Source organism: Paraburkholderia fungorum, from assembly GCF_900099835.1.
GTDB lineage: Bacteria > Pseudomonadota > Gammaproteobacteria > Burkholderiales > Burkholderiaceae > Paraburkholderia > Paraburkholderia fungorum_A.
In genome coordinates this window covers 723835-750240 of the sequence record NZ_FNKP01000002.1, presented here as the reverse complement: position 1 = coordinate 750240, position 26406 = coordinate 723835, and the positions used below count along the sequence as shown (strand labels likewise).

General features: G+C 62.9%; 26 protein-coding genes. 8 read left to right on the top strand and 18 right to left on the bottom strand.

Going from position 1 to position 26406, the window contains the following annotated elements; translation table 11 throughout:
• Window positions 1–8 precede the first annotated feature (8 nt).
• From BLS41_RS19410 to BLS41_RS19385, 6 genes are all read right to left on the bottom strand, one after another.
• On the bottom strand, window positions 9–1187 hold the full coding sequence (locus tag BLS41_RS19410) for an ABC transporter ATP-binding protein (protein WP_171910271.1): 1179 nt from the start codon (window positions 1185–1187) through the stop codon (window positions 9–11).
• Window positions 1188–1190: 3 nt separating this feature from the next.
• Window positions 1191–2108 (bottom strand): carbohydrate ABC transporter permease, encoded by a 918-nt coding sequence (locus BLS41_RS19405; protein WP_074767756.1) that lies wholly within the window; start codon window positions 2106–2108, stop codon window positions 1191–1193.
• Window positions 2108–3052, bottom strand: coding sequence for a carbohydrate ABC transporter permease (locus tag BLS41_RS19400; protein WP_074767754.1), 945 nt, complete (start codon window positions 3050–3052; stop codon window positions 2108–2110). Before BLS41_RS19400 ends, BLS41_RS19405 begins: the two co-directional genes overlap by 1 nt.
• Window positions 3053–3064: 12 nt before the next feature.
• A complete protein-coding gene (locus tag BLS41_RS19395; RefSeq protein ID WP_074767752.1) occupies window positions 3065–4303 on the bottom strand; it encodes an ABC transporter substrate-binding protein in 1239 nt (412 codons plus the stop codon).
• A 93-nt stretch (window positions 4304–4396) separates the two neighbouring features.
• Window positions 4397–5809 (bottom strand): GH1 family beta-glucosidase, encoded by a 1413-nt coding sequence (locus tag BLS41_RS19390; protein ID WP_074767750.1) that lies wholly within the window; start codon window positions 5807–5809, stop codon window positions 4397–4399.
• A 314-nt stretch (window positions 5810–6123) separates the two neighbouring features.
• The gene (locus BLS41_RS19385) at window positions 6124–7341 is read right to left on the bottom strand and encodes a DUF2252 domain-containing protein (protein ID WP_074767748.1); all 1218 of its coding nucleotides are present in this window, start codon (window positions 7339–7341) and stop codon (window positions 6124–6126) included.
• Between the two features lie 87 nt (window positions 7342–7428).
• On the opposite strand from BLS41_RS19385, the gene BLS41_RS39975 reads away from it, so the two are divergent.
• Window positions 7429–7551 carry a hypothetical protein gene (locus tag BLS41_RS39975; protein WP_290439526.1) on the top strand — a complete coding sequence of 41 codons (123 nt, stop codon included), beginning with the start codon at window positions 7429–7431 and terminating at the stop codon, window positions 7549–7551.
• Window positions 7552–7601: 50 nt separating this feature from the next.
• Here the strand turns inward: BLS41_RS39975 and BLS41_RS19380 are convergent, their stop codons facing one another.
• The 3 genes from BLS41_RS19380 to BLS41_RS19370 all read right to left on the bottom strand — a co-directional run bounded on the left by BLS41_RS19380 (window position 7602) and on the right by BLS41_RS19370 (window position 10369).
• Complete coding sequence (locus BLS41_RS19380; protein ID WP_143026322.1) at window positions 7602–8534, bottom strand: tetratricopeptide repeat protein; 933 nt, start codon at window positions 8532–8534, stop codon at window positions 7602–7604.
• 382 nt (window positions 8535–8916) lie between these two features.
• Window positions 8917–9888, bottom strand: a complete 972-nt coding sequence (gene ftrA, locus BLS41_RS19375; RefSeq protein ID WP_074767744.1) for a transcriptional regulator FtrA — start codon at window positions 9886–9888, stop codon at window positions 8917–8919.
• A gap of 70 nt (window positions 9889–9958) precedes the next feature.
• Window positions 9959–10369, bottom strand: coding sequence for a rhodanese-like domain-containing protein (locus tag BLS41_RS19370; RefSeq protein WP_074767742.1), 411 nt, complete (start codon window positions 10367–10369; stop codon window positions 9959–9961).
• 315 nt (window positions 10370–10684) lie between these two features.
• On the opposite strand from BLS41_RS19370, the gene BLS41_RS19365 reads away from it, so the two are divergent.
• A complete protein-coding gene (locus BLS41_RS19365; RefSeq protein WP_074767740.1) occupies window positions 10685–12760 on the top strand; it encodes a putative bifunctional diguanylate cyclase/phosphodiesterase in 2076 nt (691 codons plus the stop codon).
• Between the two features lie 142 nt (window positions 12761–12902).
• Entirely contained in the window at window positions 12903–13709 is an 807-nt protein-coding gene (locus tag BLS41_RS19360; protein ID WP_074767738.1) for a hypothetical protein, read from the top strand.
• 159 nt (window positions 13710–13868) lie between these two features.
• Here BLS41_RS19360 and BLS41_RS19355 read toward each other — a convergent pair whose 3' ends face one another.
• The 4 genes from BLS41_RS19355 to dapA form a co-directional block, all read right to left on the bottom strand.
• A complete protein-coding gene (locus tag BLS41_RS19355; protein WP_074767736.1) occupies window positions 13869–14321 on the bottom strand; it encodes a bactofilin family protein in 453 nt (150 codons plus the stop codon).
• 92 nt (window positions 14322–14413) lie between these two features.
• Window positions 14414–14800 (bottom strand): hypothetical protein, encoded by a 387-nt coding sequence (locus BLS41_RS19350; protein WP_074767734.1) that lies wholly within the window; start codon window positions 14798–14800, stop codon window positions 14414–14416.
• Window positions 14793–15779 carry a M23 family metallopeptidase gene (locus tag BLS41_RS19345; protein ID WP_074767732.1) on the bottom strand — a complete coding sequence of 329 codons (987 nt, stop codon included), beginning with the start codon at window positions 15777–15779 and terminating at the stop codon, window positions 14793–14795. Before BLS41_RS19345 ends, BLS41_RS19350 begins: the two co-directional genes overlap by 8 nt.
• Before the next feature lie 384 nt (window positions 15780–16163).
• The gene (gene dapA, locus BLS41_RS19340; RefSeq protein WP_074767730.1) at window positions 16164–17042 is read right to left on the bottom strand and encodes a 4-hydroxy-tetrahydrodipicolinate synthase; all 879 of its coding nucleotides are present in this window, start codon (window positions 17040–17042) and stop codon (window positions 16164–16166) included.
• A 408-nt stretch (window positions 17043–17450) separates the two neighbouring features.
• Between dapA and BLS41_RS19335 the strand changes: the two genes are divergently transcribed.
• Window positions 17451–18743, top strand: coding sequence for an aspartate carbamoyltransferase (locus tag BLS41_RS19335; RefSeq protein ID WP_074767728.1), 1293 nt, complete (start codon window positions 17451–17453; stop codon window positions 18741–18743).
• 15 nt (window positions 18744–18758) lie between these two features.
• Here the strand turns inward: BLS41_RS19335 and BLS41_RS19330 are convergent, their stop codons facing one another.
• Both BLS41_RS19330 and BLS41_RS19325 read right to left on the bottom strand, forming a co-directional pair.
• Entirely contained in the window at window positions 18759–19607 is an 849-nt protein-coding gene (locus BLS41_RS19330; protein WP_074767726.1) for an alpha/beta hydrolase, read from the bottom strand.
• 255 nt (window positions 19608–19862) lie between these two features.
• On the bottom strand, window positions 19863–20639 hold the full coding sequence (locus tag BLS41_RS19325) for an NAD(P)H-dependent oxidoreductase (protein WP_074767724.1): 777 nt from the start codon (window positions 20637–20639) through the stop codon (window positions 19863–19865).
• An 86-nt stretch (window positions 20640–20725) separates the two neighbouring features.
• On the opposite strand from BLS41_RS19325, the gene BLS41_RS19320 reads away from it, so the two are divergent.
• Window positions 20726–21634, top strand: a complete 909-nt coding sequence (locus BLS41_RS19320; protein WP_074767722.1) for a LysR family transcriptional regulator — start codon at window positions 20726–20728, stop codon at window positions 21632–21634.
• Between the two features lie 7 nt (window positions 21635–21641).
• On the opposite strand, the gene BLS41_RS19315 is transcribed toward BLS41_RS19320, so the two are convergent.
• The gene (locus BLS41_RS19315; protein WP_074767720.1) at window positions 21642–22520 is read right to left on the bottom strand and encodes an aldo/keto reductase family oxidoreductase; all 879 of its coding nucleotides are present in this window, start codon (window positions 22518–22520) and stop codon (window positions 21642–21644) included.
• Window positions 22521–22634: 114 nt separating this feature from the next.
• On the opposite strand from BLS41_RS19315, the gene BLS41_RS19310 reads away from it, so the two are divergent.
• Complete coding sequence (locus BLS41_RS19310) at window positions 22635–23525, top strand: LysR family transcriptional regulator (protein ID WP_074767718.1); 891 nt, start codon at window positions 22635–22637, stop codon at window positions 23523–23525.
• A gap of 27 nt (window positions 23526–23552) precedes the next feature.
• Here BLS41_RS19310 and BLS41_RS19305 read toward each other — a convergent pair whose 3' ends face one another.
• A complete protein-coding gene (locus BLS41_RS19305) occupies window positions 23553–23894 on the bottom strand; it encodes a response regulator (RefSeq protein WP_253189715.1) in 342 nt (113 codons plus the stop codon).
• A gap of 291 nt (window positions 23895–24185) precedes the next feature.
• Between BLS41_RS19305 and BLS41_RS19300 the strand changes: the two genes are divergently transcribed.
• Window positions 24186–25403, top strand: coding sequence for a sensor histidine kinase (locus tag BLS41_RS19300; protein WP_074771052.1), 1218 nt, complete (start codon window positions 24186–24188; stop codon window positions 25401–25403).
• Between the two features lie 64 nt (window positions 25404–25467).
• A complete protein-coding gene (locus BLS41_RS19295; protein WP_074767714.1) occupies window positions 25468–25956 on the top strand; it encodes a GNAT family N-acetyltransferase in 489 nt (162 codons plus the stop codon).
• Window positions 25957–25989: 33 nt separating this feature from the next.
• Here the strand turns inward: BLS41_RS19295 and BLS41_RS19290 are convergent, their stop codons facing one another.
• Complete coding sequence (locus tag BLS41_RS19290; RefSeq protein WP_143026321.1) at window positions 25990–26397, bottom strand: hypothetical protein; 408 nt, start codon at window positions 26395–26397, stop codon at window positions 25990–25992.
• Between the last annotated feature and the right edge of the window lie 9 nt (window positions 26398–26406).

Below are 26406 nucleotides of genomic sequence, written 5' to 3'. Positions count from 1 at the left end.
GACAGGCTTTACAAGCGTGCGCCGCCCGCGTCGTCGAACAGCGAGATATGCGCCGCGTCGAATGAAAACGCGACGGTGTCGCCGGTCGTGACCGGCGTCTTCGTCTGATCGATCGAGGCGACTTGCACGCCATGATAATCGAGCCAGACGACGCGGTGATTGCCCATCGGTTCCACCAGCGACACTTTCGCGCGCTCGCTCGCGCCCTCGCCAATCCGCACGTCTTCGGCACGGACTCCGAGCACACACGGCAACCCTTGCGACGGGGCGGTTTTGAACGGATACGCGGACACGTCGAGCCGCCAGTGCTCCGTGCAAAAATGCAGCGCGCCGTCACGCGTTTCCAGCGTGCCCTTGAGCAGATTCATCGCGGGCGAGCCGAGGAACGTCGCGACGAACAGGTTGTCGGGCCGCGCATAGACTTCAGCGGGCGTGCCGAACTGCTGGATCACGCCGCCGCGCATCACCGCCATGCGAGTGGCAAGCGTCATCGCTTCGACCTGATCGTGCGTGACGTAGATCATCGTGGCGCCCAGGCGCTGATGCAGCTGCTTGAGTTCGCGGCGCAATTCGGTGCGCAATTTGGCGTCGAGATTCGACAGCGGTTCGTCGAACAGGAACACGTCGGCTTCGCGCACGATCGCGCGGCCAATTGCAACGCGCTGCCGTTGTCCACCCGAAAGCTGCGCCGGTTTACGCTTGAGCAGGGGCCCGAGTTGCAGCATCTCCGACGCACGGGTAACGCGCCGCGCAATCTCCGCCTTCGGCGTGCCGTTGATCCGTAACGCGAACGACAGGTTGCGCTCGACGCTCATGGTCGGATAAAGCGCGTACGACTGGAACACCAGCGCGATGCGGCGATCTTTCGGATCGGCCCACGTCATGTCTTCACCGGCAATTTCGATCGCGCCGTCGGTCACGTCGATCAGTCCGGCAATGCTGTGCAGCAACGTGGATTTACCGCATCCCGACGGCCCGAGCAGCACCACGAATTCGCCGGCCCGCACGTCGAGATTGAGATTCTCGATCACGGTATTCGCACCGAGCCGGATCGTCAGATCGCGCACTGCCACATTGGCCGGATTCTTGAGACCCGCCGCGTCGGCGGCGCTCGCTTCGCCCGTCATATCCGCTGCATTTGCCAGCGTGTTTGTCACTGAATCTGCCAGATTAGCCACGTTTGTCATGCCCTATCCCTTGACCGCGCCGGACGCAATGCCGCGCACAAACCAGCGACCCGAAATGAAGTACACCGCGAGCGGCACCATCGACGTGAGGATGGTCGCCGCCATGTTCACGTTATAAAGACGCTCGCCGGTCGTCGTATTGATGATGTTGTTCAGTTGCACCGTCATCGGCAGGTTTTTCGTGCCCGCGAAAACGAGGCCCAGAATGAAGTCGTTCCAGATACCCGTCACCTGCATGATCACCGCGACTACGATGATCGGCGTGGACATCGGCAACATCAATTGAAGAAAGATACGCCAGAATCCGCCGCCGTCGATCCGCGCCGCCTTGAACAGTTCCTGCGGGATCGACACGTAGTAATTGCGGAACAGCAGCGTCATCACCGGCATGCCGAAGATCGTGTGAATTACGACGATGCCCGGCAGCGAACTGAACAGATGCACGCTGGCCAGCACCCGCACCAGCGGATAAACCATCACCTGCACCGGAATGAACGCCCCCATCAGCAGCACGCCGAACAGTACGCCCGCGCCGCGCGGTTTCCAGAACGACAACGCGTAGCCGTTCACCGCGCCGATCGCGATCGACAGAATCGTGCTCGGCACGACAATGCGCACCGAGTTCCAGAAGCCGACCCGGATGCCGTTGCAATCGAGCCCCGTACACGCGGATTGCCACGCGGCGCTCCACGCGTCGAGCGTGAAATGGGCGGGGAAAGCCAGCAGATTGCCCATGCGGATCTCGCTCATCGGTTTGACCGACGTAACGAGCATCACGTAAAGCGGCAATAAAAAGAACAGTGCCGCCGTCAGCAGAAATGCGTAGATACCGAAGCGCGCCGGCGTGAATGCGGAACGGCGCTTCCTCTTATGCACGCGGCTCGGCGTGCCGCTTTTCAGCGGAGAACTGAGCGTGTTCATCAAGCCTCCTTGCGCAATGCCGCGCGGCTGCGGGCATAGAAGAACGGCGCGAGAATCGCGAGCACGGTGGCCAGCAAAACGATCGAAGCCGCCGACGCCAGCCCGATATTGGCCCGCCCGAACAGATAATCCATGATGAACTTCGCGGGCACTTCACTCGCGGTGCCAGGGCCGCCTTGCGTCATCGCGACCACCGCGTCGTAGAGCTTCACCACCATCACGAACAGCAGCACGAAGGCGGTGGACATCGACGGTCCGAGCATCGGCACGACAATGCTCGCATACACGCGCCAACGCGGAATGCCGTCGATACGCGCCGCCTTCCACAACTCTTCGTCGATCCCGCGCAGCCCCGCGAGCAGCAGCGCCATCACGAGACCCGATGCCTGCCATACCGTCGCGATCACGATGGTGTAGATCACCCAGTCCTGATCGACGATCCAGTCGAAACGCGCATGCGTGAAGCCGAGCCTGTGCAATACCTCCTGCGCGCCGAGTTCCGGATTCAGAATCCATTGCCACACAAGCCCCGTTGCAACGAACGACATCGCATACGGATATAAAAATATGGTGCGCAACGCACCTTCCGCCACGACGCGCTGATCGATGAAAATCGCCAGCAGCAAACCGATCACCATGCACGCGATAATGAAACACGCGCCGTAGATCACGATGTTCTGCAGCGACAACAACCAGCGGTCGTTGTTGAAGAGCCGCACGTATTGCGCGAAGCCCACGAAGTTATCGGAAGGAAACGTGCGCGAATTGCTCATCGACACACGCGCGGTCCAGACCATCGTGCCGAGATACGCGAACACGACGGTCACGATCATCGGCAGCAACGCCACCCATGCTGCGATGGAAAAACGCTTCTTTAGCGGCTTATTCGGCTTGTTCAGCTTTTTATCCGCTGATGATGAAGCTGGAAGCTTGAGCGCGTGCATCGTCGTCGTACCTTAGCTCTTCAATGCGCTGGCGAACGCTTTCTGCGCGTCGTCGACCGACTGGTTCTTGTTCCAGAAGTTCGTGATCACGTCGATCAGCGCACCCTGCGTATCCGGCGACAACAGCATTTCCGGATTCGGCAGCTGACGCGACTTGTCCTTCATGATCGCCATGCCCTCTTTCGCGCAGATGTCGAGGCTGCTGACGTCCACGTCGGGACGAATCGGAATCGAACCCTTCTTCGCGTTGAACGCGACTTGCGGACCCGGCGAGGTCATCACCGTGGCGAGCAGGTTCTGCGCCTTGATCGCGGTCGGATTGTCGGTCTTCGGGAATACGAAGACGTCGCCCGCGACCAGATACGGCGAATGCGGACCAAAGCCGGGGAAGCAGCCGAAGTCTTTGCCCGCCGTCTGATTGGCCGCCGAGAATTCGCCCTTGGCCCAGTCGCCCATGATCTGTACGCCTGCCTTGCCGGAAATCACGAGCGCGGTGGCGTCGTTCCAGTTACGGCCCGGCGAACCCGGATCGACGTAATCGTGCAGACGCTTGAACGCGACCAGCACCTTCTTGAACGCATCCGACTTCACCGCGTTCTGATCACGATCGCGATAGATCTTCAGGTACAGATCGGGGCCGCCCACGTCGGCGAATACCGCGTCGAACGTGATCTTTTCCTGCCACGGCTGGCCGCCGAGCGCGAGCGGAATCACGCCTGCGGTCTTCAGCTTGCCGAGATCGGCGAGGAACTCGTCATAGGTCTTCGGTTCGGCGGCAATGCCCGCTTTCTGGAACACCGGCTTCGAGTAGAAGAACCACGCCGGCATGTGAATGTTCACCGGCGCCGCGTAGTAATGCCCCTTCACCTTGATGCTGTCGAGAATGGACTGCGGGAAAATACCGTTCCAGTTCTCCTTGCTGGCGACGTCGTCGACATTGTTCAGCAGGCCCTGATCGATCAGGTCGTGAAACTGCTTGGACGTGTTGAACTGCGCAGCCGTGGGTGGATCGCCGCCGACGATCCGGTTGATCGCGGTGGAGCGCGCCTGATCGGCACCCGCCACCGCGTTGTCGACCCACTGTCCGCCGGCCTTGTTGTACGCATCGGCAAACTGTTTGATCGCGGCCGATTCGCCGCCCGAGGTCCACCAGTGAATCACGTTGGCCTTCAGCGGCTCCGCATGCGCGACGACGCCATACAACGCCAGTGCCGCGACGACGCCTCGCAAGACCATTTTCCTGCTGTTCATTCCGTCTCCTCCAGGTTTAGTACCTGTGTTTCAGTCGACATACAAACCAGCTCTTTTTTGCTGCTTTTTCACCGCCACTTCTGCTTCGGGCTATCAACCCCGCGCCTTACGCTCCTTCAGGAATTTCGACACCAGTTCGGCGCTGCGCTTGACCGTGCGTTTCTGCGTGTCGTAATCGACATGCACGATGCCGAAACGCCGCTCGTAGCCGAACGCCCACTCGAAGTTATCCATCAGCGACCACAGGAAATAGCCGCGAATCTTCACGCCTGCCTTGATCGCCTGATCGACGGCGGCGAGGTGGCGCTTGAGGAACGAGATGCGCTGCGCGTCGTCCACCTTGCCGTCGATCACCTTGTCGTCCGACGCCATACCGTTTTCGGTGATGTAGATCGGCGGCAGGTTTGCATACGTCTTGTGGAAACCGGTCAGCAAGTCGCGCAGACCGTCGGGATGCACTTCCCAACCCATCTGCGTGCGCTCCACACCTTCGGGCGGCGCTTCCGTGAAACCATGCGCACCGTCGCTCTCGACATTGGTGCGGAAATAATAGTTGATGCCGAGGAAATCGAGCGGCGCGGCAATCGTCTGCATGTCGCCTTCGAGCACGAGCGGCTCGGTATGCGGCCACAGTTCGAACAGGTCCTGCGGATACGCGCCCTTGAGCAGCGGATCGAGAATCCACGCGTTGTGCTGGACTTCGAACAGATGCGCGGCGCGCTGATCGGCGGCGCTGTCGCTGTTCGCGGTGCCACGGCCGACGTTCGCGACGATGCCCTTCTGCGAAGCCGGATCGTTGGCGCGCAGGATCGGCACCGCGAGACCGTGCGCAAGCAGCAGATGATGCATCGCCTGCGTCGCGTAACGGCCGTTCGCGAGACCCGGCGCGTGGTGGCCGTTGCCATAGCCGAGATACGCCGAACACCATGGTTCGTTGAGCGTCGCCCACGAATCGACGAGGCCGGTCAGTTCGCGGCTCATCAGGTCGGCGTAATCGGCGAAACGGTAAGCGGTATCGCGATTGAGCCAGCCGCCGCGATCTTCCAGATGCTGCGGCAGGTCCCAGTGATACAGCGTGACCATCGTCGTGATGCCCTTCTCTTTCAGGCGCGTCAGCAGACGCTTGTAGAAGTCGAGGCCTTTACGATTCGGTGCGCCTGCCTCGTCCATCACACGCGGCCATGCGGTGGAAAGCCGATAGCCTTCGAGACCGAGGCCCGTCAGCAATTCGACGTCCGATTCCCAGCGGTGATAGTGATCGCAGGCGAATTCGCCGGTGTCGCCGGCCAGCACCTTGCCGGGCGTCGCCGAGAAGGTGTCCCAGATCGACGGCAGGCGGCCGTCCTCATGCACCGCGCCTTCGATCTGATACGAGGCCGTGGCCGCGCCGAGCAGGAAATTCTTTTGCCACAGCGACGAGTCGGCGGGCGGCGAAAACGGGTCGGCAAGGGAGTCGGAGGAATGGGGGGAAATTGCGTCGAGTACAGCGGATGAATCGTTTGCCACGGTTTTCTCCTGCGCTGAAGTCGTTGAACCGGCGATGGCGGAAGTCGCTGCGCGACCTCACCGAAGGATGAAGTGGAAGCGCTTCCACACGAACCAGCGAACGATAGCAGCGACGGATTCGCAGCAGCAATCAGGGTTTGTCTGGAGCGGCGCTGGCACGCCTTACGGGGGTTATGCGCGGTGCATTAAGGCGTGGGTTTGGCGGCGGGCTGTACTGCCGAAACTGTGGTTAAGGCGGCGGTGGCGGTGGCCGTCACGGCCGCAGTCGCCTTCGCAGTCGCTTTCGCAACCGCACTCACCGTCGCCGAAAAATTTCAGCCTTTCGCCGCCGTCAAATCAAACACGCCGCGATCGTAAGCATCGCAATACGCTTTCCAGTCGTCCGCAACCTGCGTTTCGCATTGCGTCGCGAGTTCGATCAGCGGTAATTGCCAGTCCTTGCGATTACCGAACGCAATCAACTCGTCCGCGATCGACGATTTCTGCCGGCCGCCGCTGCGCAAATGCGCCCACGCGCTCAATTCCGCCATGCTGTTGACCACCGCTTCGAGACGCGGCAGCTTGCCGTCCCAGTCGCTCAGCGCGACACGGTCTTCCGACGGCTGCAAGCTGCGCAGCACATAGGAACGCTGATTGAATTCGACGGCGTGCAAAAACGCCTGCGACACCGCCTGGTTGCGCCGCTGCACCTCGACCACGCGCTGCGCCTCGGTGTCCCACTTCGGCTGCGGCACGCGCACATGCGGCATCACCGACGAAGGCAGCGCCTCTTTCAGATCGATCAGAAAATTGCCGTCCGGCGAGCCCTTCCCTTCGACGAGGATCACATAGCGATCCACGCCGAGACTGCCAGTGCCGGCAATCCGCCGCGCCACGTCGAGAATGCGATAAAAGTCGGGATTCGGTTCGCTCGCCGCGAACCGGTTCATGAACGCGGTGACAGCCGCGCGTTGCTTGTCGGTCACCGGCAGCGCCTTCTTGCCGTCCACCTTCAGCGTGCGCGTCTTGCCCTTCAGAATCGTGCGCCGGTCCAGATGCGCGGCGCGCGTACGGCTCGCGAGCGCGTCGAACAGATCGCGGACCATGCCGACCGCCGTCTCCGCTTCGATCCAGCGTGACTTGCCGAACGCAAGCGCGCCGGCGTACGAATCGACCGCCGTATGGCACAGCGCCAGCGCCTGTGCGCGGCTCAGCTTCAGATCGGCCGCGCCGACCAGCACACTGGTCAGCAGACGCACGAGTTCATAGAGGGCGGGCGCGAGGCAGGCTTCGTCAAAGTCGTTGTTATCGAAGTAAATCAGCCGGTTGTCGGCCTTGTAGCTGCCGAAATTTTCCAGATGCATATCGCCGCAGATCCATACGGGCGGCGCATCGTCGAGCACCTTGGCGCGCGGCAAACGTTCGTAGAACAGATGACAGGTGCCGCGCAAAAACACAAACGGCGAACTGCGCATGGCTTTGTATTTCATCGCCAGCCGTTCGGGGTCACGACCGGCATTGAAACCGGCGATGATCTTCGCAATGTCGTTCATAAAACTTCCGTTAAACAGGTGCTATTCAAAGATATCCGGTTGCTCACTGCGGACGCATCGACGCGACCAGCGCATGGCGATCAAGCCATGTGCGCGAATCTGCTGGTCGGCGCACTAACGGCGCACGCGGCGCTGTTACCGGTCGTGCCGCTGACATTGTCGCTGTTGTTCGCGTCGATCGCCGATATCAACGGTCCACGCGGCGCGTGATCCGCGTGAAGCCAGCGGAGAATGAATTGACACCCGCAATTCGACCGCGCTCAGAAGCCGGTCATCAAATAGTAACGTCCGTCGGCGCTGACGTTGTGGCCGAAGCCGCAATGCAGCACCGAGCCATAAGTGCGCACATCGAGCGTTTCCGGCGCGGACAGCACGAACTCGATCAGGCATTTGTCCTCGTGCTTATCGTACGCGGCGAGATTGCCGATCTTCGCCGTGGCGTCGACAGGCGCCGCGCTGCCGACGTCGGTCAGCGGAACCCGTGCCACGCCGCCGTAAAACCGCACATACGCCGACAGATTGCCCAGGTTCGCGCCGGGTTGCCCGGCAACGTCCACGGTCGGATAGACGAACTCGCCGTCGATCCGGTAGACGCCGCGTCGCCCTTTCACCGGCTTCACGTCGATCCGGTTCGACGCGCCGAAAAACATGTAGCGGGTGAATCGCGCGCCGTCCGGCGGCACGCCTTTCACGAGCGACTTGTGAGCGATCGCGTCCAGCCGCGCCTGGGCGGCGTCCACGGCGCGACTGAGCAGTGCGTCGTTCGGAAAATCGCCGGCGCGGCTGATCGCGCTGCGGTAGTAAGCCCGCGCGTTCGACAACGCGCCGAGCTTCAGTTGCACGTCGCCGAGATGGACGAGCGCCATCGTCGCGCGCGCCCGCGCCGAGCTGCTGGCCTTCGGTGAGTTGTCTTCGGCGGCCTGCATGACGGTGGCCTCGGCCAGCGCGGCCTCCATCGCGACCAGCGTTTGCGCGTCGTCGATCCGTCCGGCCTCCAGCGCCGCCACGCCGAGCGCGGCGCACGACGCATTGGTACGGCACGGCACGTCGCGGGCCGCCAGCAGATTCCGCCGATACAGTTCGGCGCGCGACTCCGGCTGCTGCGTCTGGGCGGCGCCGATACCCGGCGCGAGCGCGGCGCTGGCAGCGGCCACGGCAACCACGACAGCGGCAAAAGCGGTTTTGACGTTCATGAGCACGAGAAGACGGTGACGATGAAGCGAGTTGGCGGTCCGCTTCGAAGACACGCTTGGCTGATTCCCGAGTACGGCCTGTCAGTGCTGCGCGAGCACAGGCGCTGTGCGGAGATGCTGACAGAAAATCGTCAATTGCGCGGGGTGTGGAGGTAGGTGTTAACGCGGTAAATGTGGGGCAAATGCGTCGTAAATGCGCGGTAAATGGATGCTAAATGCACCGCACATACGCAGTGCAGTTGCGGTGCATGCCGCACGCATGAGATGGCCCGTCAAATGGCTACCGGGATAGCTAATGGAGCCCATGTCACGCAACGCATGGGCCAAGAAGCCGCGCGAGGTGGTTCAGACACGCTTGCAACGCGTCCACTTCAGGCCCATGTCAAACCTGGGCCGCCTCCCTCGCGCCGAATTTCTTCCGGTACGCGCCGGGACTCGTCAACGCGATCCGCCTGAAATGCCGCCGCAACGATTCCTCGGAACCGAAACCCGCGAGTTCCGCGACGCGCCCCATCGGCAGCGGCGACGGCGCTTCGAGCAACTCACGCGCGACGGCCACGCGCTCGCGTACGAGCCATTCATAAGGCGCCATGCCGGTGGCATCGTGAAACTGCCGCTGCAACGTCCGCGGACTCATCGCCGCCCGCTCGGCCAGCGAGCGCAGCGTATGCGGCTGCGCGGGATGACTGCGCACCCAGTCCATCAAGCGCGCGAGGCGGCCGCTTTCGTCCTGCGGCATCGGACGCGGCACGAACTGCGCCTGACCGCCGTCGCGATGCGGCGGCACCACCAGCCGCTGCGCGACCCGGTTCGCGACCGCGCTGCCGTGATCGCGCCGGACCAGATGCAGCAGCATGTCGAGCCCCGCCGCCGATCCCGCCGACGTGATGATCGACCCTTCATCGACATACAGCGCATCGGGGCGCACCTGCAATTGCGGGTAGCGCGCCTGCAATTTTTCGGCGTAACGCCAGTGGGTCGTGACGGCCTTGCCGTCCAGCACGCCTGCTGCGGCCAGCACGAACACGCCCGAGCAGATCGAACACAGACGCGCGCCGCGCTCGTACGCGGCGCGAATTTTTTTCAGCAGAGCTTCGGGCGGCACTTCATCCGCATCGCGCCAGCCGGGAATGACGATGGTGTCCGCGCGATCGAGCAGCTTGAGCGTGTGCAGCGCGGCCACGGTGATGCCGCCCGCCGCGCGAATCGGACCCGGCTCGCCAGCGCAGACCGCGAAGCGATACCAGTCCACGCCGAGTTCCGGGCGTTCGAGCGCAAACAGTTCGGTGACGCAGCCGAATTCGAAGGTGCAGAGCCGGTCGTAGGCCAGCGCGACGACGAGATGGTTTTTCATGGCGCGATGTTACCGGATCATAGTCATCGCGCCAGTCGCGCCGGTGATGCGTCAAATGCGATGCACGAGGTCAAACAGCTTCAACGACGCTTGCCAGTTCGAAGCCTTCGTCCAGCCAGCCGGTCACGCCGCCGATCATCACCTTGACCGGCCGGCCAAGCTGCGCCAGCCGGATCGCGCCACGCGTCGCGCCGTTGCAATGCGGACCCGCGCAATAGGTGACGAACAGCGTATCGGCCGGATAACCGGCGAGTTTCGACTCGACGATCTTGCCGTGCGGCAGGTTCACCGCGCCCGGCACGTGGCCGCGCGCGAACAGCGCGGGACTGCGCACATCGAGCAGCACGAAGTCGACCGCAGCCGGATCGCCGGCGAAGGCGCTGTGGACATCGGAACAATCGGTTTCGAACGCGAGCGACGCGCTGAAGTGGGCAATGGCGGCGGCGCTTTCGGCAGCGGGGACAGCGGATACGTGCGACATCTTTCTGGCTCCTCATGGGTGTGGGTGACAGTGATTATCGAGTTCGCCAAAGCTCCACGACAGTGGCGCAATCGACAACTTCCGGCAACATCACGCCACGAGCAAAACCACCTCGCAGCGGTTCTACCCAACCAACAATGAGAATCGTTCGCAAGTGTACTCAGAATTACGCGTTTCGAGAACCATCCATACTGCATAAACGTTACCGGTCACAAAATAACCACAGCCGGAGATAACTTATTAAGAACGAATTAAATAAATCGTCTGAACTGTCGATAACATGCTGAGCCGCCTCCTTCCGACGGTTGGACCAACATGCAGAGTTCCTACAATTTTTGGCTGGTCGCCATTTCGTTCGTGGTTGCGACGCTTGCGTCGTTCACCGCGCTCGACCTGACCGGCCGCATCTTCTCGCTGACATCGACGTACCTGCGGCTTGCGTGGCGGCTTGGCGGAGCTATGGCGCTGGGCGTCGGCATCTGGTCGATGCACTTCATCGCGATGCTGGCGTTTTCGCTGCCTATCCCGCTCGGCTACGATTTCTCGACCACCGCGTGTTCGCTCGCACTGGCAGTCGGCGCGTCGTTTCTGGCGCTGCACATCACGACCCAGATGCGGCTCACGCTCGGCCATCTGCTGGCGGGCGGCGTGCTGATGGGCATCGCCATCGCGGGCATGCACTACACCGGCATGGCCGCCATGCAGATGACGCCGGGCATCGCGTACCAGCCGGCATGGGTCGCGGGTTCGATTGCGATTGCGATCGGCGCGTCGACCGCCGCGCTGTGGATGGCGCGCATCCTCAGTAACGACGACGAACGCCATGTCATGCGCAAGCGCGTTGGCGCGGCGCTGGTCATGGGCGTCGCGATCAGCGGCATGCACTACTCCGGCATGGCCGCCGCGCAGTTTCTGCCCGACGCGATCTGCGGTGCGGCCAAGGGCGTGAATACCACGTGGCTGGCTACGGCGGTGATCCTGTCCACCTTCGCGATCCTGATCGTCACGCTTATGCTGTCGCGTTTCGACGCGCGCACCACCTTCCTCGTGAGCGCGGTGTCGAAGCTGAACGGCCAGATCGTGCGGCTCGCCACGCTCGACACCCTCACCGGCCTGCCGAACCGCACCACGCTGACCGAGCGCATCGAACGGGCGATCCACCAGGCGCGCCGCCAGCGCTCGAGTTTCGCGATCCTGTTCATGGACCTGGACGGCTTCAAGACCATCAACGATTCGCTCGGCCACTCGGCCGGCGACCAGGTGCTGTCCGCGTTCGCGCAGCGGCTGCAGCAATGCGTGCGCATGAGCGACACCGTCGCGCGGCTGGGTGGCGACGAATTCGTGGTGCTGTCGGAAAACATCGGCTCGCGCGAAGATGCGGCCAGACTCGCCGAGGGCGTGCTCGACCGCATGCGCCGTGGCCGCTGGACCGATACACAGCCGCTTCAGGTGATGCCGAGCATCGGCATTGCGCTGTATCCGCAAGACGGCGACAGCGTCGAACTGCTGCTGAAGCACGCGGACGCCGCGATGTATGAAGCCAAGCGCGCGGGCCGCAGCACCTACCGCTTCTTCGAACGGAGCATGAACGAGGCCGCCACGCGCACGCTGCAAATCCAGAACGCGCTGCACGATGCGCTGACCGCCGGTCATTTCTCGCTGCACTTCCAGCCGAAGTTTCACGGCGGCAGCGATTCACTCGCGGGCGCCGAGGCGCTGATCCGCCTGAATCATCCGCAGCTTGGCGCGCTGACGCCGCTCGAATTCATCCCGCTCGCCGAGCGCTCGGGGCAGATCGTGCAGATCGGCTACTGGGTGGTCCGCGAGACCTGCCGCCGGATTCGCGGCTGGATCGAAGAGGGGCTGCCGGCGGTGAAGGTGGCGATCAACCTGTCGCCGCGTCAGCTTCTACAGCCGGATCTGGTCGCGAACATGCTGGAGATCGTCCGGGCCGAAGGGGTCGAGTGCACGCAGATCATGTTCGAAATCACCGAAACGGTGGCGATGCACGACGCGCCGAAAACCATCGAGATGATCCGCGAGTTCCAGGACAGTGGCTTTGAGATCGCGATCGACGATTTCGGCACCGGCTATTCGAGCCTCGCCTATCTGCAACGTTTTCGCGTGAAGCAACTGAAGATCGACCGCTTCTTCACCAACGGACTCGACGAGCACGGCCCGGAAGGCAGCGCGATCGTGTCGGCGATCATCGCGCTCGCGCACTCGCTGGAAATGGACGTGGTGGCCGAGGGCGTCGAAACCGAATCGCAACTCGACAAGCTCAAGTCGATGATGTGCGACGAAATGCAGGGCTTCCTGCTCGGCAAGCCCGTGAGCGCCGAAGACTTCGGCGCGATGCTCAAAGGGCGGCTGGAGCCGGTGGGCGCGTGAAGATGCCGTTTGAAAAAAGCTATTACTGGAGCGGGCGTGGTTCGCTCCTCATCTGCGGGTTGCGTAGATTGCGCGACGATCCGCTGCCGGATTCGCACTTTTACGACCTGCGATAGCAGGCAGATCAAGGGCTGGAAATTCCATGAAATTCGACGTAGCAACGCTGACCTCGTTGTGGCTGATCACGTTTTTATGCTGCGCACTCATTACGACGGCGCTCGCGCGCATGTTCGCGACGACCGCTGCGTTCCGTTTCTGGGCTATCGCTTTCTTCCTGCTCGCTGCGTCGAGCGCATGTTTCGCCTTGCACTTCACGTGGCAGCACGATCTGCTGATGGTCGCCTCCGCGACGCTTGCGCTGCAAAGCCGTCTGCTGATCTGGGGCGGCACTCGCGAGCTGTTCGGCGCCACGGCACGGTGGCGCGCCGGCCTCGGCGTGACAGCGGTGTTCTGCGTGCTGTATGCCGCCGCGCTGAAGTTCGACGCGCCAGTCGTGCTGCGCGCGATGTTGCTCGTAGCGTTCTTCCTGCCGTGCCGCGCGGGCGCGCTCTATGAAGTGTGCCGCCGACGCCGTGCGCATCTTGGCGGAGCCCGTCTGATCGCGGCAATCGGCGCATCGATTTCCACGCTCAATGCGATCGTGCCGCTCACGCTGGCGCTGCTCGATCGCATCGACCTGTCGCTGCTGCTCGGCAATCCGCAAACCACATCGGCGGTCTACGCGGTGGTCTTCGCGGGCGATCTGTTGCTGGCGTGCGGGCTGCTGGTGCTGGCGTTCAAGCGACTGTCGGTCGAGCGCGACATGCTGGCCGCGATCGATCGCGGCGCGTCGGAACATCTCGCGAGAGCGCGTGAGGTGCGCGCGCAACGCGGCGCGCGCCGGCCGCTCGGCTGGGTCGCCGGACACGATTTTCCGGGACGCCCGCGTTCGCTGCCGTGGACGGTTTGAGCGGCTGGTTCAAGCCGCTGGCCGCGAAGCCCGATGCGCGGTGTGAATCGCCCGAAGCGAAGCGCAGCCATCTGAAGCGCTGCGAAGCCGCCTGACTCGCAGCATAACCATCTGAACCGCAGCGCAACCGGCTAAAGCGCCACGCAACGCCCAACCCGCCTAGCGTTCCTCGCGCAACACTTCGTCCGCCGCCATCAGCAACGGCGACGAACCCTGTACCGCCGGCATCGCCTGACCTGCCTGCACCGTCTCCCGCTTCGTCAGCTTGCCGTCGACCGACGCGCCACAGTCCATCCGCAACTGCTGGTAGTAGATGTTGCCTGTCACATGCGCGTTGCCTTGCAGCTCGACGAAATGATCGGCAATCAGATCGCCGATGATCCGTCCGTTGACCACCACGTCGTAGCCGTGAACATTGCCCTCGATCGAGCCACGGTCGCTCAGTACGAGCAACGTCTGACTGCCAGGCACCCCGCTTACATTGCCCTTCACGTGACCGTCCATCCGCAGACCTTCACTGAACTGGAGATCGCCCGCAATCCGCACGTCGTTGGCGATCAGGGTGGCGAGCTTGGTCTGCTGCACGCCGACGGGTTTTTTCTTGCTGAACATAACGGTCTCCCGAAAATAAAAAGATTCGGCGCGTAATGCGCTGCGGGCCGACGACCCGCCCTGCCAGGTACGGGCAGTCGTGCCGCGCCCTCTCAATGGCGCGGCGATGCACTCTGGCCGCCGCTCTGACCGCGCAGGAAACGCAATTCGGCGGCGAGCCGGGCGACTTCCGCGGCGGCTTTGTCGGCGCTGGTCTGCACGGCCGCGCGCGCCGCCGATTCCTCGGCGAGAGCAAGCCGCGCGCGTGCCAGTTCGGTCTGCTGCTGGTTTTCGTCGACGGGAAGCGCGACGCACGGTTGCGGCGGCAGATCCGCGCGATACGCATGCCACGCCGTGATGCCCACTGCGCCGGCCACTGCGCAGAACACGCACACCAGCGCGCGCAGCATCGCGCGAAATAGCGGCGGGCGCGTGCGTTCGAGCGTGAAGTCGCCCTGGCTCAGACTGTCCGCGATGCGGCGACCCCGGCGCTCAGCCATGAGCCGTCGGCGCGAACAGCGCGAGGTAAGCCGACGGATCGACCGGCATGCCGTTGACCAGCACTTCGAAATGCAGATGCGGCCCGGTCGAGCGACCGGTCGAGCCGACATCGGCAATGTATTGACGCGGCAGCACCAGATCGCCGGCATGCACGACAAGCTTCGACGCGTGGCCGTAGCGGGTCATCAGACCGTTGCCGTGATCGATTTCGACGGCATTGCCATAACCCGCTTCCTCGCCCGCGAACACCACGCGCCCGCCCGCTGCGGCGAGAATCGGCGTGCCGGTTTTCGCCACCAGATCGATACCCGAATGGAAATTCAACCGATGCGTGAACGGATCGCTGCGATTGCCGAACGGCGAGCCGAAGCGCGCGCCGTCGGCGGGCATGCGGCCTGGAAAAGCGGCGTAAGCCAGGGTGTGATCGGCAATCTCGTGTTCGAGCGCCGACAGCGTGCTGCTCAGGCAATCCAGTTGCTCGCCGGTGCGGGCGGCATTGGCACGCCCGCGCGACTGCGCGGCAAGTTCCGAGCAACGCCGTGGCGGCAGCGCCGGACCGCCCGCGCCTTCGCCAATGCTGTCGGTGGCGGACGTATCCGATGGCAAATCGACGGCAGCCGGTGCGCGTGGCGCAGGCCGGGGCGTATGCAGACGCGCTTCGAAATCGCGCAATGTGTCGACCTGTTTCGTCAGACGCGCGATGCGCGGTTCGATCTGCGCAACCGACGCGCTGAGCTTGCCGATCTGATCGATTGCGTAATCGCGCTCGACGCTGTTTGCGAGTCGGTTACCGGCAGCGTCGCGCGGATCGTCGAGGCGATGCGCGGACCACAGCATGCCGATCGCGACGCCCGCGGCAAGCGCCAGCGCCGCCGCGCCGCAGGCCACGCCCACCGCCAGCGCCACGGCCGTGCGACGCGTGACGAAATCGATCGAACCGCTCGCAAGCTGACTGCCGGCGCGAAACACGGAGGCCATCAGCGGCTCCCGGGCCGCACGCGACGTGCGGCACAGAACGAGGTGCGAAATCTTGCGCGCACGTGGCGGCAAACGCTATTGGACGACCGGGCATTCCGCATGACTGCCACGCACAGCCGGCAAGTCTGATGAAGCCCGGGCAAACAGCACGAAAAATCGGAGAGCAGGACTGACTGCATGCGGCATCGACCGGAGACAGACCGGTCGCGATGAGTGACAGAGGGCATCGATTATTACCTGGTCATGCGAAGCTTCATCTCAAATAGGGAACAACCACGCGATGCACCGGAAGGCGGTGTAGCGAACGTGCTGCGCATCTGCGGCGATGCGCGGCACGTTCGCCGCCCGCTACCCTTCTCTCTCAGCTCAACGAGCCTGCCGCGCTTACTCAGTCCCATCGAGCGCTGTAAGCCGCGCGACCAATGCGTCGCTCGCGCGCGTCATCGGCATGCGCAGTTCGTCGCGGATCAATCCTTGCGCGGCCAGCAACGCCTTCACCGGCGCGGGATTCGGTTCGGCGAACGCCAGTTGGATCATCGGTGTAAGCGCGTGAAAAATGCGCCGTCCTTCGTCGAGCCGCCCCTCGGCCAACGCGCGATACAGCGCGACAAAACGCGCGGGCTGCACATGCGCGGACGCAGCAATCGCCCCGCTGCCGCCCAGACACAGCGTGTTGAACATCGCAATGTCCTCGCCGGCGAGCACTTGCAAACGGCCGTCGCGAATCAGCGCGAGCGTGGTCTCGAGCGAACCCGAACAGTCCTTCACCGCCCGGATTCGTGGATGCGCGGCGAGCGTGAGCAACGTGTCGAGTTCGAGCCGCACGCCGGTGCGATACGGGATGTCGTACAGCACCACGGGCTTTTCGCTCGCGTCGGCCAGCGCAGTGAAATGCCCGACGATCCCAGCCTGCGACGGCCGGATGTAATACGGCGCCGCGATCAGCACGCCGGCAATCGGCAGCGCATTCAACTGCTCGATCCGCTCGCGCATGCTCGCCGTGTGGTTGCCCGATACGCCGACCACCACCGGCAGCGGCGTGGCGCGCTCAACGCGCTGTGCCGCGTCGAGGATGGTCGCCAGCACGGCGTCCTGCTCGGCGGCGTCGAGCGCGGCCGGCTCGCCGGTCGTGCCGAGCGCGACCAGTCCGGCGATACCGGCGTCGGCATAGCGGCGCACCAGAGCGCGCAACGCGGCATGATCGACCGCGCCATTTGCAAACGGCGTGATGAGCGGAACCCAGATACCCGAAAAATCAGACATGTTTTTACCTCGATGACGACCGTATCGATTCCGTCAGACAGTGCGAGGGAGGAAAAACTGGAGGTGCCGCGAGCGGGCGGTGACCGTTCTGTTCCGTCGCATCATCTGACGGAACAGCGTGCTCCGGTCAGATGAGCGGCTGTTTTTTGGCTTTGGCGTTGATGGTCGAATCGCGCGAATCGTGTGACTCGCCCGCGCGCGCAACGGCGACGAACGCCGGAGCGAACGAGTTTGCGAGGGTCGACAGACGGGGTCGGAACATCAGGCCGGAATGCATGACACGCAGTTTAACCGCGTCGGGCGACGTCTTGCAAAGCTATCTCGAAAAGCGCTTGACTTCTACGTCGGGCGAACTAATATACGCATCGCGTATATTCACTGCCAAATCACTCCCCGACAGGTGCCCTCATGAACGTCCCACAACAAGCCTTCCTACGCGATGCGATGCGTCGCCTGAACATGACGCGCGACACCTTCGCCAGCCGTATCGGCGTGTCGCGTCGGGCGTTGGACACCTGGCTCCTGCCGGACGACTCGCAGGAATCGCGGGCCATGCCGGAGATCGTCGAGCGTTTCGTGTCGGAAATCGTGGTGCACGGCGAGCCGTCGGACAAATATACGCAAAGCGTAGATTCACAATCGCTCGCTAGCCAGATGCTGTTCGAGGGCAAACCGCAGTTGCTGTCGGTGGATCAGTTTTCACGCGACTCCGTCGAGGCGCTGTTCCGCGTGGCCGACATCATGCAGCCCATCGCGCGGCGTCGAAAGATCTCGCGCGTGCTGGAAGGCGCGGTGCTCGGCAATCTGTTCTTCGAGGCCAGCACGCGGACCCGCGTGAGCTTCGGCGCGGCGTTCTGCCGGCTCGGCGGCTCGGTGTGCGACACCACGGGCTTCACGTTTTCGTCGATGGCCAAGGGCGAGTCGATCTACGACACCAGCCGCGTGATGAGCGGCTACGTCGACGCGCTGGTGATCCGCCACCCCGAGCAAGGCTCGGTGGCCGAATTCGCGCGCGCGACCAACGTGCCGGTGATCAACGGCGGCGACGGTCCCGGCGAGCATCCGAGCCAGGCGCTGCTCGACCTCTACACGATCCAGCGCGAGTTCTCGCGGCTCGGCAAGATCGTGGACGGCGCGCATATTGCGCTGGTCGGCGATCTGAAATACGGGCGGACGGTACATTCGCTGGTGAAACTGCTGGCGCTGTATCGCGGTATCAAATTCACGCTGATTTCGCCGCCGATGCTCGAAATGCCCACCTACATCATCGAGCAGATTTCGCGGAACGGTCATGTGATCGAGCAGACCAACGACCTGCGCCAGGGGCTGAGCGGCGCGGACGTGGTGTACGCGACGCGTATCCAGAAAGAGCGCTTTACCGACGAATCGTTCGAAGGCTATACGCCGGATTTCCAGATCAACCAGGCGCTGATGGACAGCGTCTGCGGCCCCGACACCCTGATCATGCACCCGCTGCCGCGCGACAGCCGGCCCGGCGCAAACGATCTGAGCGTGGACCTGAATCACGATTCGCGTCTGGCGATTTTCCGGCAGACCGACAACGGCATTCCGGTGCGGATGGCGATTTTCGCGGTACTGCTGGGCGTTGAAAAACTGGTCCAGCATTCGATGCGCGATGCCGCGTGGCGCCCGCCCGTTTATCTCGGTCCGGACGACGCCGTATTCCACGGCATCGACTGATTCGCGCGCGGCGAATCAGGTCGCCGTGCTTGCCTCGCTCGCCGCGCGCTTGAACGCGCCGGCGAAAAACAGCACCTGATACTGCACCGCGTTCGACCAGTACTTCCACGTATGACCGCCGGGCCGCTCCGCATAATCGTGCGGCACGCCGAGTTCGATCAGCCGCTCATGCAGCGTCCGGTTCGATTGAACCAGCGAGTCGTTCACGCCGCAGTCGATCGTCAACGCGATATGCGCGCCGCTGAAGTTGCGCGCATTCTCGATGATGGCCTCGTTGTTCCAGAAATCCGCGTGACGCGCAGGATCGCCGAAAACCTGCTCGATACCCGGCTCGTCCTCGCAGCCGCGCGGGTCCACTGCCCCGCTGATGCTGCCTGCCGCGCCGAACTCATCGGGGCGACCGAGCGCGATATGCAGTGCGCCGAATCCGCCCATGCTCAGGCCGGTAATCGCACGCGCCTGCTTCGTCGCGATCGTGCGGAAATGGCCGTCGATATAAGCCACGACTTCAGTGCCTACATAAGTTTCGTAAAGACTGCGCGGATTGACCGGGCTGTCGATATACCAGCTCTCGTGCCCGCCGTCGGGCATCACCAGAATCACGTGATAACGGTCGGCCAGCTTGCCGATGTGCGAATTCGCGGTCCAGTCGGTGTAATCGCCACCCGAACCATGCAGCAGATAGACGACCGGGAAACGGTCGGTCGGCTTGCCATGCCCATATTGATCGGGCACTACCACGGTCGCGTCGAACGATTGATGCATCGCGGCGCTTGGAATGCTCACGACTTCCGAGTGAAACGCCCACACGGGCGACGTGACGAGCATCAGCAGAATGAGCCAGAACGCACGGGCTGGATTCATGGTTTGTCGCTCTCCTTGATAGGCGTCCGAAGAACACGGTCCGGCATGCAGCGGCAAATCTCCGCCGACGACTCTAGCAATGGCGACTTACAACCAAATTTCAGCGAAACATACGATCCCGTTTGTGGGGTGGTGTCGTAAGTAATGGGAAGGCCGGGCGCCGGTTTGTCGAACGGTGTGGCGGGTGCGGGTTCTTTGCGGCCGCCGCCCGCCGTCGCGACGTTTTAACAAAGCGTAACCGGCAAGTCGCCCGATTTATTCAACGTGCGCTGCAAAACCCGCCTTGCCCGGCGCAACCTCGTCCCGCAATGTGAGCTGCGGAATCGTGTACGCGCCCGCGTTCTGCTGACGGAAAGGAATCGGCGCGGTCGTCCACAATTCGTCGAGACGCTGCCCCAATGCATCGCGAACCTGCGCATAGTTCGTGTCGTCGATCCTGCTGGTCCGGTACACCACGAACGGCGGCAGCACGTCGAAGCCGGGGTAGTAGAGAATGCCGTGCTGGATCGGGAACAGCACGTCGTCCATCGGACCATTGATGCCTCGCGGGCTGTAATGCGACTCCCAGCCGCCCGTCGTCACGACCAGCATCGCCCGCTTGCCTGCGAACTTCCCCTCGCCGTAACGCTCGCCCCAGCGCGCATCGGAATGCTCTCCCACGCCGTACGCAAAACCGTATGCATATACGCGTTCGACCCAGCCTTTGAGAATGGCCGGCATCGAGAACCACCACATCGGAAACTGCAGAATGACTGCGTCCGCCCACACAAGCTTTTCCTGTTCGCGAACGATGTCGTCACTTTGCAGGCCGTTTTCCAGCGCATGCTTCGACTCGCGCGACGGATAAAAACGCTCATCGGACAATCGCTCGACGCTGTCGTCCGCATCGAGCGGCGCCTTCCATTTCATCGCGTAAAGATCGGATACCTGAACGACATGCCCCGCCCGTTCGAGACGTTCGACCGTGAAGTCCCTCAAGGAGCCGTTCAACGATTTCGGTTCGGGGTGTGCATAAACGAGAAGAACTTTCATGATCGTGCCTATGAGATGTCGTACGTTTGTGATCGATGGAACGTACGATAGGCGCCGCTCAGGTATATTGGAAATGAATTCCCAATATGTCAGGTATTAACTTGGTTAATCTCAGAACGCTGGACCTCAACCTGCTGGTCACACTCGACGTGCTGCTGTCCGAGCACAACGTGACCCGCGCCGCCGAACGGCTGAACTTTTCGCAACCGTCGGTCAGCGTGCATCTGGCGAAATTGCGTGAGGTTTTCGGCGATCCGCTGCTGTTGCCAGGACCACGCGGCATGCGGCCCACTGCGCGCGCCGAAGCGCTGCGCGAGCCATTGCGCGAAGCGCTAGAGGCGCTGCAACGCGCAGTCGCGCCCGCGAGCGCATTCGAGCCGGCCATCGCGACTCACACGTGGCGCGTGGCGGCAAGCGACTACGCGGAATCCACGATCATCCTGCCGACGCTGAGCGGTTTGCGCTCAGCGGCACCTGGCACGCGGCTAGCGGTCGTCGAAGCTGCGCCGCCAAGGCTCGCGAAGCAGGCTGAACAGGGTGATATCGATGTCGGATTTCATACCAGCCACGGCGCTCCCGAAGGACTGCGCCGCCGCGTTCTGTTTGCCGAACGCTACGTGCTCGCGGGTCGCGCGGGTCATCCGCGGCTGAAGCGTCGGCCGACGCTCGCGCAGTTCTGCAAGCTGGAGCATGTGATCGTGTCGCCGGACGGCGGCGGTTTCGTCGGCGTCACCGACGATGTGCTCGCCCGCGCGGGACTCACGCGCAAAGTGGTGCTGTCGGTGCCGCACTTCCTGTTCATGCTGTCGGTGCTGGCGAGCACCGACCTCGTGGGTCTGCTGCCCGAGCGGCTGGTGCGCGGCTCCGGCGCGCATTGCATGGTCCAGCCGCCGGTCGACGTGCCGGGTTACGAGATGGCGATGCTCTGGCATGAGCGCTCGCATCGCGATCCGGCACACCGGTGGCTAAGGGAATTTATCGCCGATTCGGTGTGACGCGCTTTCACGCGCTCGCCGCGCCGCCGATTTCATTCAACTGGTCCAGCACGTCGTCGCTCAACTCCAGTTCGGCGGCCTTCAGGTTTTCGTGCAGATGCCCCGTCGACGACGTCCCCGGAATCAGCAGAATGTTAGGCGCACGATGCAACAGCCATGCAAGCGCCACCTGCATCGGCGTTGCGTCGAGCGTTTGCGCAAGGTCCGACAGCGCCGACGACTGGATCGGCGTAAATCCGCCAAGCGGGAAGAACGGCACGTACGCAATGCCCTTGCCCGCGAGGTCGTCGATCAGCGCGTCGTCTTCGCGATGCACGAGGTTGTAGTGATTCTGCACGCACACCACGTCGACGATGCGGCGCGCCTCGGCAATCTGCGTCGCGGTCACGTTGCTCAAGCCAATGTGCTTGACGAGCCCGCGCTGCTGAAGCTCGGCCAGCGCGGTCACCTGCTTTTCAATCGACCCTTCCGACGGCGCGTGCACGTCGCCCATGCAGCGCATATTGACGATTTCCATCGCGTCGAGGCCGAGGTTGCGCAGATTGTCGTGGACGCCCCGCTCGATATCCTGCGGTTCGAGCGCGGGCAACCACGCACCGTCGCTGCCGCGAACCGCGCCGACTTTGGTGACGATCACGAGATCGTCGGGATACGGGTGCAGCGCCTCGCGAATCAGTTGATTCGTGATATGCGGCCCGTAGAAATCGCTGGTGTCGATGTGATTCACGCCCGCCGCCACCGCTTCGCGCAGCACCGCGAGAGCGGCGTCGCGGTTTTTCGGCGGCCCGAACACGCCCGGCCCCGCCAGTTGCATCGCGCCGTAACCCATCCGCCGAACCGTGTGGCCGGCCAGTTTGAACGTCTGCTGGGAAGTGAAGTTCGACATGCCGCTCTCCTCGATAAGTGGTTGACAGGCAGTATCGCCGGAATTGCGCTGTTTAATAAAAAGGTCTAACGTGTACGGGTTGTGCAGAAAAATGAACAATCACCCACACTCGCCATGGAACTGAACGACCTTGCCGCTTTTGTTTCCGTCTGCCGCGCGGGCGGGTTTCGCGACGCCGCGCGCGCGAGCGGCGTGTCCGCGTCGAGCCTCAGCGTTGCCGTGCGACGGCTTGAAAACCGGCTCGAATTGCGTCTGCTGAACCGCACCACCCGCAGCGTCGCGCCGACCGAGGCCGGCGAGCGCCTGCTCGACAAGCTCGCGCCGCTGTTCGGCGAAATGGAAGCCGCGCTGGACGTGCTCAACGGTTTCCGCGACAAACCAACCGGCACGCTCAAGCTGAACGTACCGTCGAGCGCCGCGCGGATCGTGCTGCCCGGCGTGATCGCGCCATTCCTGCAAGCGTATCCGGATATTCGCGTCGAAGTGGTGGTCGAAGACGGTTTCGTCGACGTGCTCTCGATTGGCTGCGACGCGGGCATCCGCTATGACGAGCGGCTTGAACAGGACATGATCGCGATCCCGATTGGGCCGCGCGTGCAGCGTTTCGCAACAGCGGCGTCACCCGCTTATCTCGACGCGCACGGACGTCCCGGGCATCCACGCGAACTGCTTGCGCACGCGTGCCTGCGCGGGCAATTCGCGGGCGGCGCGACGCCCACCTGGTTTTTCGAACGTGACGGCGAAGTGCTGCAACTGAATCCTTCGGGGCCTTTGCTCGTGCGCCCCGGCGCGGCCATCGATCTGGCGGTGAGTTGCGCGATTGCGGGCGTCGGCGTCATCCATCTGTTCGAAGACATGCTGCGGCCGCATCTCGACAGCGGCGCGCTGGAGCCGATTCTCGAACCCTGGTGGCAACCGTTTTCCGGTCCGTTTCTCTACTATCCCGGACGCCGCCATCTGCCCGCGCCGCTGCGCGCTTTCGTCGATTTTCTGAAGGCGCTATGAAAATTCGGCTGGAGTCCTGCGCGCAATCTAATCGTCCCGCTCGCACATTCGCGCCACGGTCCGCAAAAAAACATCCGCGCCGACTGGCTTTCTCAAACACAGATTCCAGTCCCTGCCCTCGCCGTCCGGCGGCGGGACTGCCGTGTGAAGCAGAACCGGCACATCGACCAGTTCGGGAGTCGCTTTCAGCCGACGGCACAATTCCGCGCCGTCCATCACCGGCATCATCCAGTCGGTGATAATCAGGTCCGGAACAACTGAGCGCATGCGCGCGACTGCTTCGGCGCCATTGCTCGCGCAGCCGACTTCATAACCCTCGTTTTCAAGAATAAGGCGCCACGCTGCCAAGATTTCCGGCTCGTCGTCCACCAACAGGATTGAGTGCATCAGGAACCGCCGGGTTAAACGTTTTTGTCATCTACGAGCGGCCACGCAAGACATGTTCCACACACGGCGATTGCGGTGATAATGATGCGGACCGGCGGCCGAAAACACACGATTTTCGACCGCTGTCAGAGCGAAAAGCCCGCTGGCCAAGCCTTTGATTCCTTCCAGCGGAAGTTTCTTTTCGCATCAGGCGCACGCACTCTCTGCCGTTCGACGCGCCGGGTGTGGTTCGAGCATTTGTATGTTGTAGAAACTTCATCCCTGCACCCCACCATGACCGACACCCGTATAAGCCCGCTGCGCAATTTCGCCGACTTCATCCGCGCGGAGCGAATCCCGCTCACCGAGCAGTGGATGACCGATGTCTCCAGCGACGTCGATCTCGTCGAGGCGGACAAGCTGACGTACCAGCAACTCGCCGATCATCTGCCGGAAATCCTCGAAGGACTCTGCGCGGCGCTCGATGTCGAAGACCTCGAACGGGTCGAGCCGTCGCTCGAACGCAATGCGAGAAAACACGGCAAGGTCCGCTGGCGTCAGGGCTACCGGATTGAGGAACTTGTGCGCGAACTCGATCTGTTTCATCAGGTGCTGGCCGGCGCGCTCGACGATTTCGCCGGCCGCGACAGCACCTTCACGCGCCGCCACGAAAGCCGCGCGCGGCGGATGATCGCGGAAACCTTCAGCCTGGTCTCGTACACGTCGATCAAGGAAGTGGTGAGCGAACGCGACCGCAAGATCGACGAATACACCGGACAGCTCGAACGCGCGAATCACGAACTCACGTTGAAACAGCGGCTGGTCAGCGATCTCTACGAATCGCGGATGCAGATCACCCGCAGCGTGGTGCACGATCTGCGCAATTTTCTGAACGGGTTTTCGATCGCGCTGCAACTGGTCGCGCGCGCACCCGCCAGAGCCGACAACGCGTTGACGCTGGCGAACCGGCAGGCGGCCGACATGAAGCTGCTGGTCGAGCAGATGGTCGAGTATTCAGTCGTACTCGGCGATGCCGCGCCGCTCGCGCTGGAACAGGTGCAAACGCGCGAGCTTTACGATGAACTCGTCGCGGCCTCGCGTCCGGCAATCGAAGCCAAGGGGCTGACCTTGCGCGCGGAATTCGATCCGGCTCTGTCCGCAGTGACGTCGAACCGGCTGAAGCTGAAGCAGATCGCGGTCAACCTGCTGTCCAACGCGACCAAGTACACGAAGTCGGGACAGGTCGAATTCCGCTTCGCGATGGCCGGCCCCGACCACTGGTCGATTCGCGTGTCGGATACCGGTGTGGGCATTGCGGCGTCCGATGCAGAGCGCGTGTTCGACGAGTTCGAGCGAGCCTCGGGCGACGATATTCCCGGCACGGGCCTCGGCCTCGCGATCGTCAGCGAGTTGTGCCGCGTGCTGGATGGGCAGATCGATTTCTCATCCCGCGAAGGGGTGGGAACGAGGTTCGATATCCGCTTTCCGCTGGTTCTCGCCGAATCGCAATGAGTCGGCGCGGATGCGGCATTTAAACAACGCTTCATCAAACAGAAAAGCGCACAAATACGTACCAATGATCCAGATCCATCCCGCCCGATTCCCTGAGCAGGTCGAAGCTGTCCGGGGCATTTTCCGGGAATATGCGCAAAGCCTCGGCATCGATCTCAGCTTCCAGCAATTTGATTCCGAACTCGCCGATCTGCCCGGCAAATTCGCCGCGCCCCGCGGCGAGGTGCTGCTTGCCTATTACGGCGCCGAGGTGATCGGGTGCGTGGCGTTGCGACCTATCGACGATGCCATCTGCGAAATGAAGCGGCTTTACATTCGACCATCGGGACGCGGTCTGCAAGCGGGCAAGCAGTTGGCCACGCTGATTTGCGCGACGGCCCGCGAACTCGGCTATAGCCGCATCCGTCTCGACACGCTGCCGACCATGCATGCAGCGCTTAGCCTTTACGAGTCATTGGGATTCGAGCCGATTCCGGCTTATGTTTTCAATCCGATTCCGGGGGCGATATTTCTGGAGTGCGATCTGACGCGGGCGTCGGCGCTGCCGGACTGAAGAGGCGGCGTTTTTTCCGACGAGTTATTACGCTCAAGGATTGGCGGGTTCAGCGCGATTGATCGGCAGGCAGCCGCTCATCGCGCCGCGCCGGTCGCTCAACCCTCGAATCACCACCTCCGACGATTTGCCGTCGCGCCTCGCCAGTTCGGCGAGGTCGAGCAACGCCGCGTAGCGGGCGGAGCAGTTTCGTGGAGCATCGCGGGTGGGGGTTGCGCTGTTCGTCGGGTAGGAGCGAGAGAGGCCGACTCCGGTCATCACATCGCTCGATGCTAGCGGCCAGGTGGTCCCCCAGGTTATCGCTGCGGCGATCGCCATCAGCGACGCCGCCTTGACCATCGCCCGTGAACGCGAAGCTGGCGCGTCGGCTTGCAGTACGTCCGCTGCCTGCGTTGCATCGCGCCACGATCGTCTCCACGTGATGGAGTTCTTGACTCGCATGACTGCGTC